Raw genomic sequence first — 8,537 nt, 5'->3', positions numbered from 1 at the left:
TTCGACTACGCTCATTGTGGTTTCGACTACGCTCAACCACCGGAATCTGTTCCCTGAGCGGAGTCGAAGGAATAGGCGCGATCGCAGTTTCGACTACCCTCATTGTGGTTTCGACTACGCTCATTGTGGTTTCGACTACGCTCATTGTGGTTTCGACTACGCTCAACCACCGGAATCTGTTCCCTGAGCGGAGTCGAAGGGAACAATCTAATCCAGTTCCCTCCCATCTTGAGGGGAGGGTTAGGGTGGGGTCAAACATATTGTCATCAAATACGCTCAACCACCGGAATCTGTTCCCTGAGCGGAGTCGAAGGAATAGGGGCGATCGCAGTTTCGACTACCCTCATTGTGGTTTCGACTACCCTCATTGTGGTTTCGACTCCGCTCATTGTGGTTTCGACTACGCTCAACCACCGGAATCTGTTTCCTGAGCGGAGTCGAAGGAATAGGCGCGATCTAAAACCCTAACCCCTTCTTTCTAGCTAATACCCCATCTACCCAGCGTTTTTCCTCCGAACTAACGGGGTATAATGCCGATAATGCCTGAGCAAGTCCCCAAAAACGGGAATCACTCCCGACACCTTCATCAACTAAAAAACGCTTCAATGCTTGGCTGCGTCCCGATGCAAATAAAATCATAGTTTGGTGAACTTGATCTAAAGTAGTATTCCCTAACTGGGGTAATATTTGCTCCACCTCATCCGCGCCATCTTCCTCTGTCATCCCCATCTGGGGTAAAAAGTTCAGTTGTTCGGGTTGTTGCTTTTTCCCCTTAGCTTTACCTGTGGTTGGGGTTGGGGAATCCGCAGAAGCAAATAAATATTGTCTACGTTCAGATACTGGTAACAGTCGGGCGCTGCTACCTTTCACCTCTACTAACCGGGTTAATTGTTCTAACTTTACCCCCAGTCCTTGGGCTATTTTCCGCGCCGCGTCATACTCTAGGGTATAACCGCTGGTTTTACTGGTTTTGCTGCTGGTTTCTTCCTCTTCCTCCTCCTCTGGTTCTGTGGTATCAACTTTACCTGCGGAAAGAGTCCACAACCACATGGCGGTCAGGCGCGCATCTTCTTCAAAGCTGGTAGTATCGGTGTTAGAGAAAATCATACTTAGAGCTTCCCTTGATACCGCAGCCCACACATATTCTAAATATTCCTTCAGGGTGACAATTTCACCAGAAGCCTTTTCTACCCCGGAGTAGCGAGAGAAGATTTCTAAAGCTGGACCTAGACACGCAAAGATAGCATCAGCACCTACTACCCCTTCTGCTGCTAATCTCGCCATCCAGTCATGTATGCGTTGGGGGAGTTCTCCTAATACATCCCGCCAGTCGCCAATTTCTGTACAGGTGCGGGGACGACAGACTATATGGACTGAGGAAGCGAGGGCGGCGGAGTTTTGGGCGCGGAGTCTTCCAGGTCTTTCAGTATCTATAGGCCAGGAACCTGTCATAGTCCAACCTGCATCTACCATGGCTTGTAATTGGGCTTCCCATCCAGAGGTTGATTTGTGAGCAAAGACAATTACAGCTATACCTTCGGGTGCTAAAAATCGGTTTCCTTCCGCCATCGCTGTTTGCATTGTAGTTTCAAAGTAGGCTTGATCTTTGCCTTTGACTTCATCCACAATGCACTCATCATCTTTCGGAGTAAGTTGGGCTGTGAAAGATGTTCCCAGGGAAGGGGGTAAAGTGCGTTTTAGCCAAACATAGAAGAAGTCGGATAAGTCGGCATAGGGTACGGCATCATAATAAGGAGGGTCAGAAAATAGGCATTGAGCAAAATCATCCGGTAGGGGGTGACTCGCTGCGTTAGCTTGTTGAGTTTGAATTATATTCAAAAAATTAGGCAAATCAAAATTTGCTGTTTTAGCGATTAAATCGATCTGACTCATTAAATTTCCAGTGCTATCAGAAAAAATCGCTACCTCAGGAAAATCCCAAGTCATAGGTAAAGCTTGACGACCAAACACGTGTTCAATCTTCTCTCCAACTGTATTCCAAATAGTTAGAGATGCGTTTTTATCTGCCATTCGATTTATCGCAAAAGCTAAACAAGTTTGCACAGCCTCAGCCAAACCCCTAGAACTATCTCCTAACTTATCTCCCACATCTTTAACCAACTTCACCAGTGTAGTTAAAGCTAAATTTTGCCGATGAGTAAATAAATCTTTAAACTGATCCATCCCATAATTTCGCTGAGAAAATGCCCTACCCGCACCACTTCCACCACCTTTAGGAGTAGGCTCATCAGGAATTAAACTCAAATCCCCAGAATGCTCATTCACCCGCCTTTGTAACTCAATACCAGCCTTTACAACAGCCTCTAAATCCTGCTCATTAGGTAACCGATAAAATCGCCCCTTTTTACCTTCCTTAGTGGTCACCACACAAAACAACCGCCCATCATTCGCCCCTCCCTGACGGGTTTTTAACTGTTTCCGCACCGATGCGACAGGGGTAGTATACCCACAGCAGGGACAAGTAGCGGAACCTCTTTTCACCGTACCATCAAAACTAGGGTTGGTAACCTCTATGTCTGGATTATCAGCGACTACCCATTTATTTTTATCCTTCTGGATAATTTCAAAATCTACCCGCTTTTGTTCCGGTTGGGGAATGATCCTTAAACCAATATTGCGGTTACTCTTTTTACACAGATATAAAGACCGCATTAACGGAACTTCCGCCCCACATCCTGGACCTTCACAAACAATAGTTCTAGCCCATAAATAAGCAATGGGTGTACTACCATCAGCATCTTGGGGATAAAATTGACTTAACTCTTTTTGCGCTTCCTCCTTTACCCACTGTCCCCAATGGCGCACCTCATCCGCTAATTTTTGCCCATACTTAGGGATATATTCCAACACCACCTTATTTAACAACACCGCCACCGGGTTAATATCAGATGCAAAAGCATCCGCACCCACCCGCAGTGCTTCCAAAGGTATGGAACCACCCCCAGCAAAAGGGTCTACCACTAAGGGCTTAGTTCCTGGTATCCCCCCTAAAGCCTCGTGTGCTGCTTGGGTTAATTTACGACTGGTTTGTAAATAATCAGGCTGGGTAGAGTTATCCCAGTTAGCAAAATCTGCAATAAAATCAAGTAACCTATATCTTAATATATTCCAATGTTGAGGGTTATTAGCATCTAACCGACTGTCTGGTTTAGCTAAAACCTGCCATTTATGCCAAATATCCGTAGAACAATATTTAGCTAAATCTCCACCTTTATCTACTCTTTGAGCAAAATCTGTGATATAATCAGTAGCCAAATCGCGAAAAGACTGGGGACAGTTTACATCAACCGGGTCAGGCCATAACGCCGCACACAGCACCGCCCGACAAGCCGCCAAAGGTCGCCGCGCCCACCAAATATGTAAAGTAGAAATATGTCCATGGCGGATTGATTTCTCTCTTCTAGCGTGGGCGGAAATGCGTTTAATAGGTAGGTCAACCTCAATCAGGCGTTTAGGGTATGGCATTATTTAGAGAATCCGGGATGTGAACACACAGCAAGCAACTATAAATCTATATTTTCGGTAAAATTAACTTTTTTATATAATTGCTGCACAGGCAATTGTAACTTAATTGTTGACAGATTTAACTGAGCATTTTCTGTTGTATACTCAGTCAAGATCCATTGATGTTCACCAGTTTTGACATATTGCATCACATAATATTGAGTCTGGTCAATTAAAATATATTCTTTTAACTCAGGAATTGAGCGATAATAGAGAAACTTATCCCCCTGGTCATAGTCTTTGGTAGATTTCGATAAAACCTCAGCAATTAATAAAGGATTTGTCACCGTTGTCGTATTTGTGCTGTAATAAACAGGTTCACCCCCAACAACCATCACATCAGGATAGGTAAACTGTCTATACTGTGGGATCCACAACTTCACATCACCAATATAAACCTCATAGTTCAAATCATCTAAAGCCAAATTTAACCTAGTGGCGAGATTTAACGCCAATTTATTATGATTAGTAGTCCCCCCAGTCATCGCTATAATTTCCCCATCTCGAAATTCATTTTTATCATCAGCTTTCGCTTCTAGTTCTAAATATTCTTCTGGGGTATAGTAGGCTTTAAGGATTTTGATATTCTGGGTAGTGGTTTGTAATTTCATAGATTTATTCAGGGTAAATTAGGTATAGCATAAAACAATCAAATCCAGTCCCCTCCCTTGACAAAGGGAGGGTGAGGGTGGGGTCAAAGATATTTTCACCAAATCTCTGGCTTTAATCTTGCCCATATCCTATATAATATCTCCTAAAATCTCCTCTGCTTTTAAATGAAAATGCTCAATTTTAATTAAAGGTTCCCAACCCAAGCGCACAGGGTTTTTAATAGTCACCACCCTAGGAGAAGACGCACAATTAAACACCACATATAACCAATAATCATGCTGTAATCTTTCCGCAGTTTTATATTCATTTGTCGTCAAGGCCACGGGCCCAATATTCCCCCGTCCCTTAACTTCAATAAACCTCACTTCACTAGCTTTTAAAGGGTCGCCAGAGTCTGGTTGACGGGAGATTAAATCAAAACCCCGGTTTTCTGCTTCCACACTCACAACCTCCCAACCTCTAGCTTGTTCATATTCTATCACTGCTTGAATGGCAATTTTTTCAATTTGCTCATCAGCAACCATAGGCGCAACTTCTGGGGATGTTCTTTGGGGATGGGGTAACACCCAAGCTCGCCCATGATGATTAATACTAGTAATGGTACAACTGGCTTCTTTTTGCAATTCTTCCCGACGTTGTTCTAAGCGACCATTTAATTCAAATAGTCGGTCTTCTAATTGTTTAATGCGCCCTTCTAATCCCTGTTCTTTAGAGCCAGATTCCTTAAGTTCAAACAACTCTGCATATTGAACCTGGACTCTATCTATAATCACATTCAGACTAATTTCTATATGGTGGGAAATTGTCTTGACTTCCTTTTGTCTTTCGGTGCGAATTTCTGTTAAAAAGCTATTTAATTCTTGTTCAACTAATGCTTGTTCTACCTGTTCGCGACTGGGTAAACTACTGTCATCTGGGATGGAATTAACCCAGTTACCATTCTCCTCACCTTCCCCACTGCTACTAGGTAGTAAATCTAAAAATATGGTTGGTTGACGGATGGTGATTTTTCCATCTAACTCTGTCTGGACTACATATAAACGTTCATGGAGTTTATTACCCCGTCCATCACTAATAGCAGCGGAAAATACATCTAACCTCCCTGGGGTGTGACGATGTAAATCAAAAAATACCGCACCCCGGCGCAGGTCTTCCTGTACTTTGGTAGCAACTTCATCCCGCACACACTCAAATAGGGGATGTCCTGGGGTGACCCATTCTAATGTGGGGTCATTTGTCAAGATATGTTTATCAAAGGTAATCTTTTTATACTCTCGCCCCAATTTACCAAAGCGACTTTCTAACTTATCTCCCGTTCCCCACAAGGTGCGCGGAACCCGCCCAATTTTATATATTTTCTTACCCTTCCCTGTTTCCTTAGGATGAATCCCCGTTATGGGTGCTGCTTCGACAAAGAAATCATGGATGACTTCGGGAACTAATCGCCGTTCCTTAGCTTCAGCAGATTTACTGATAATTGGTGATAAGTTTAATTCTCGTTTGGCTAGTCCTTCCAGAGCAGAATCACTAATTTTACGGAAATGTTCTGTATCTACTTGTTCTACAATCCGATCAAGAATTGCCCCCTCAGTCAGGTTATGAGCGTACATATCCCGCATCATCTTTTCTAACTCATTGGCCGGGAAAATATCACCTAGGACGTTAAATACTTTACCGGTTCTTTCCGGGTCTAAATCCCTTTCAATGGCGCGAATCCGCTCAAACAGCTTCCATAATACCTTACCTTCAGTGGTATTAATAGCAACAAAGTTAAAAATTAAACAATCTTTATCCTGTCCGTAGCGGTGAATACGTCCCATCCGCTGCTCTAATCTTACCGGATTCCAGGGGATATCATAATTAATCATGAACCAGCAGAATTGTAAATTAATTCCCTCCCCCGCTGCTTCCGTCGCAACCAGTACCTGACACTCTTCTTTAAATTTCCGTTCGGAATAAATGCGAGTGTTGGGTGTATCTCGATCGCCTATTTTCATTGTTCCATGAATTTGGGTCACCGATAAACCCCAAGCTTGTAATTTCCCCACTAGATAATCTAAGGTGTCCTTATGCTCAGTAAAAATGAGCATTTTCATCTTAGGGTCTTGAAAAATTCCCTCCTGGGTAATTACTTCCTTGAGTTTGACTAATTTAGATTCTACTTCCCGTTTTTCTAAGCTCAATGCTTGATTAATTAAAGCAGTTAATTGTAGGATTTCCTTTTGCAAAGCAATGGGGTCAATAGAAGCTACCACACCTTCTAAATCCCCCATAATTTTTTCCTGTTCTGTGTCTGTTAAATCATTAAAGTCATCGGGAAGCTTTTTTTTAATTTGTTCTTGACGATGAGCTTCTGGGTCTTCTAAAATTCTTTGGCGTTTATCGCGCATTCGTTCTAAACTGCGCCGCACAGCGTAAATACTAGAAGCAAAGCGACGTTGTAACATCGCCATAGTAAAACCCAATGCTCTACCTTTAGCTGTATCATCCGTTGCAGCTTTGATTGATTGGTCTTCTACATAGTCTGTCAGTGCATGATAAAATTCTAATTCTTCCGCGTCAATTTGAAACTCAATAGTATCAACTTTGCGATTAGTGAATAATTTTTTAACAATACCGGTTTCTGCATCGGGAAATGTTTTTAAAGATTCTTTAGTCCGACGCAGGTAAAAAGGAGCATGATTTTGATTAATTGCAGCTTGTAAACTTTGCACATCCCCATACACATCTCTATCTAATAATTCTAGGAATAAACAAAAGTTTTTCGGGTCGCCCTTATGGGGGGTAGCGGTCATTAATAAATAGTGGTCGGTAATTTGGGAGAGTTGTTCACCCAGTTTATAGGCTAAAGTTTTATTATCGGAACTGTAAGCACTCATTTTATGTGCTTCATCCACAATAATTAAATCCCAGTTACTTCTTAATAAACTATCTTTCGCATCTTGAATGCGAGAAACCCAAGATACAGAAGTGATCACTTGACTTTTTTCTTGCCAAGGATTAGAACCATAATTAGCCCGCAGGACATCACCCCGGATCACCTCAAATTCTTCGCGAAATTTGTCTTTTAGTTCTCGTTGCCATTGAAATGTCAGGTTGGCGGGTGTAATAATTAGAGTACGTTTCACCAGTCCCCTAGCTTTTAATTCTTTCAGCAGCAACCCCGCCATAATAGTTTTACCCGCGCCGGGGTCATCGGCAAGTAAAAACCGCAACCTTGGCTGTTTTAAAAAATACTCATAAACCGCCTCTAATTGATGGGGGAGGGGGTCTACCCGGGCGATCGCCAAGGCAAAATAAGGATCATATTCGTAAGCTAACCCCAAACGTAGAGCTTCCACACCGAACCGAAAATACTGGGAGTTACCATCAAAGGGTTCTCTTTCCGGTGTAGCTTGTAACTCTTCCAACTGTTCAGCATTCAGTATGGGTTCATAAACCTGATTACTTTTGAGTCCTTTACCCGTGAGTTTAACTGCTGTCCCCATTGGTTCCACCAACAATACCTGTACTGGTTCTGGAAAAATGGAACCACGTACAATCACATTCCTTTGTAGTTGGTCAATTTTCATGGGGTTACCTCTGAATACTCAGTAGTATATCTGTTACCAGCACTTGACTGATTATATAAGTATAAGCATATTTAGATAAACTTTAGGTAAACTTTATAGTTAAAATTGTTGTACTTAAAGGTCATAAAACTTAAGAAATTAACTAAATATTTTTACATAAAACAACTTCTTAGGGTAGGTAAAAAAGCCGACCCCTCCCTAACCCTCCCCTGATAAGAGGAGGGGACTGGATTTTCTGGTTTCAGGATGAGCGCTGATTAATTTTCAACCAGGTAAAAACTTGCTGTGATGTCAGGTTTAAATCGACTCCTGCTAAAACTTGCACAGGGGAAGCTCCTCTACAAATCTGAGGTTGTTGGTCTGGGGTCAAAATCAGCACAGAATAATCATCTGGATCAACCATCCACCCCAACTGACAACCATGTTTTAAACAATGTAAAAGATTATCAATCACCCGATTCGCCTTCTGATCAGGGGAAAGAATTTCAATAGACCAATCAGGGGGTGCTGTAAAATTATCCTCAGGCTCTCCCACTTCGTTGACTGCAATTCGCGCCCAAGCAATTACAGCGATATCAGGAACAATAGATCGCCCAGCGAAAGTACACCGCAGTTCAGGTAAAGCCGTATATGCTTGGCTATGACTATCAATTTCAGTTAACAGGCGCTTTTGTAAAAGAGAGTGGCGAGTTTTTGGCATTGGTTTTTGCATAGCTACCCCGTCCATGTATTCCCATGCTGGGGATTCCTCTACACAGGGAAGTTTCAGAAATCCATCAATTGTCAGAGTTTGGGGGGAAAAGGTAGTCATGGTTTGGGGACTCGGCT

General features: G+C 42.6%; 5 protein-coding genes. All 5 read right to left on the bottom strand.

The features are described from left to right. Nucleotides 1-266: 266 nt before the first annotated feature. The 5 genes from NWP22_RS08760 to NWP22_RS08740 all read right to left on the bottom strand — a co-directional run bounded on the left by NWP22_RS08760 (nucleotide 267) and on the right by NWP22_RS08740 (nucleotide 8,520). Nucleotides 267-389 (bottom strand): hypothetical protein, encoded by a 123-nt coding sequence (locus NWP22_RS08760; RefSeq protein ID WP_280801747.1) that lies wholly within the window; start codon nucleotides 387-389, stop codon nucleotides 267-269. Nucleotides 390-456: 67 nt separating this feature from the next. Further along, nucleotides 457-3,486, bottom strand: a complete 3,030-nt coding sequence (locus tag NWP22_RS08755; RefSeq protein WP_280801746.1) for a DUF1156 domain-containing protein — start codon at nucleotides 3,484-3,486, stop codon at nucleotides 457-459. 38 nt (nucleotides 3,487-3,524) lie between these two features. Continuing rightward, nucleotides 3,525-4,136 carry a Uma2 family endonuclease gene (locus NWP22_RS08750; RefSeq protein WP_271732440.1) on the bottom strand — a complete coding sequence of 204 codons (612 nt, stop codon included), beginning with the start codon at nucleotides 4,134-4,136 and terminating at the stop codon, nucleotides 3,525-3,527. A 129-nt stretch (nucleotides 4,137-4,265) separates the two neighbouring features. After that, complete coding sequence (locus NWP22_RS08745; protein ID WP_280801745.1) at nucleotides 4,266-7,709, bottom strand: helicase-related protein; 3,444 nt, start codon at nucleotides 7,707-7,709, stop codon at nucleotides 4,266-4,268. Nucleotides 7,710-7,950: 241 nt separating this feature from the next. After that, nucleotides 7,951-8,520: a Uma2 family endonuclease gene (locus NWP22_RS08740; RefSeq protein ID WP_271732443.1), complete on the bottom strand. Its 570-nt coding sequence runs from the start codon at nucleotides 8,518-8,520 to the stop codon at nucleotides 7,951-7,953. Between the last annotated feature and the right edge of the window lie 17 nt (nucleotides 8,521-8,537).

Origin of the sequence: Anabaenopsis tanganyikae CS-531 (assembly GCF_029891675.1) — a bacterium.
GTDB lineage: Bacteria > Cyanobacteriota > Cyanobacteriia > Cyanobacteriales > Nostocaceae > Anabaenopsis > Anabaenopsis arnoldii.
The sequence above is the reverse complement of the archived record's forward strand: the minus strand, read 5'-3'. Positions and strand labels throughout refer to the sequence as shown.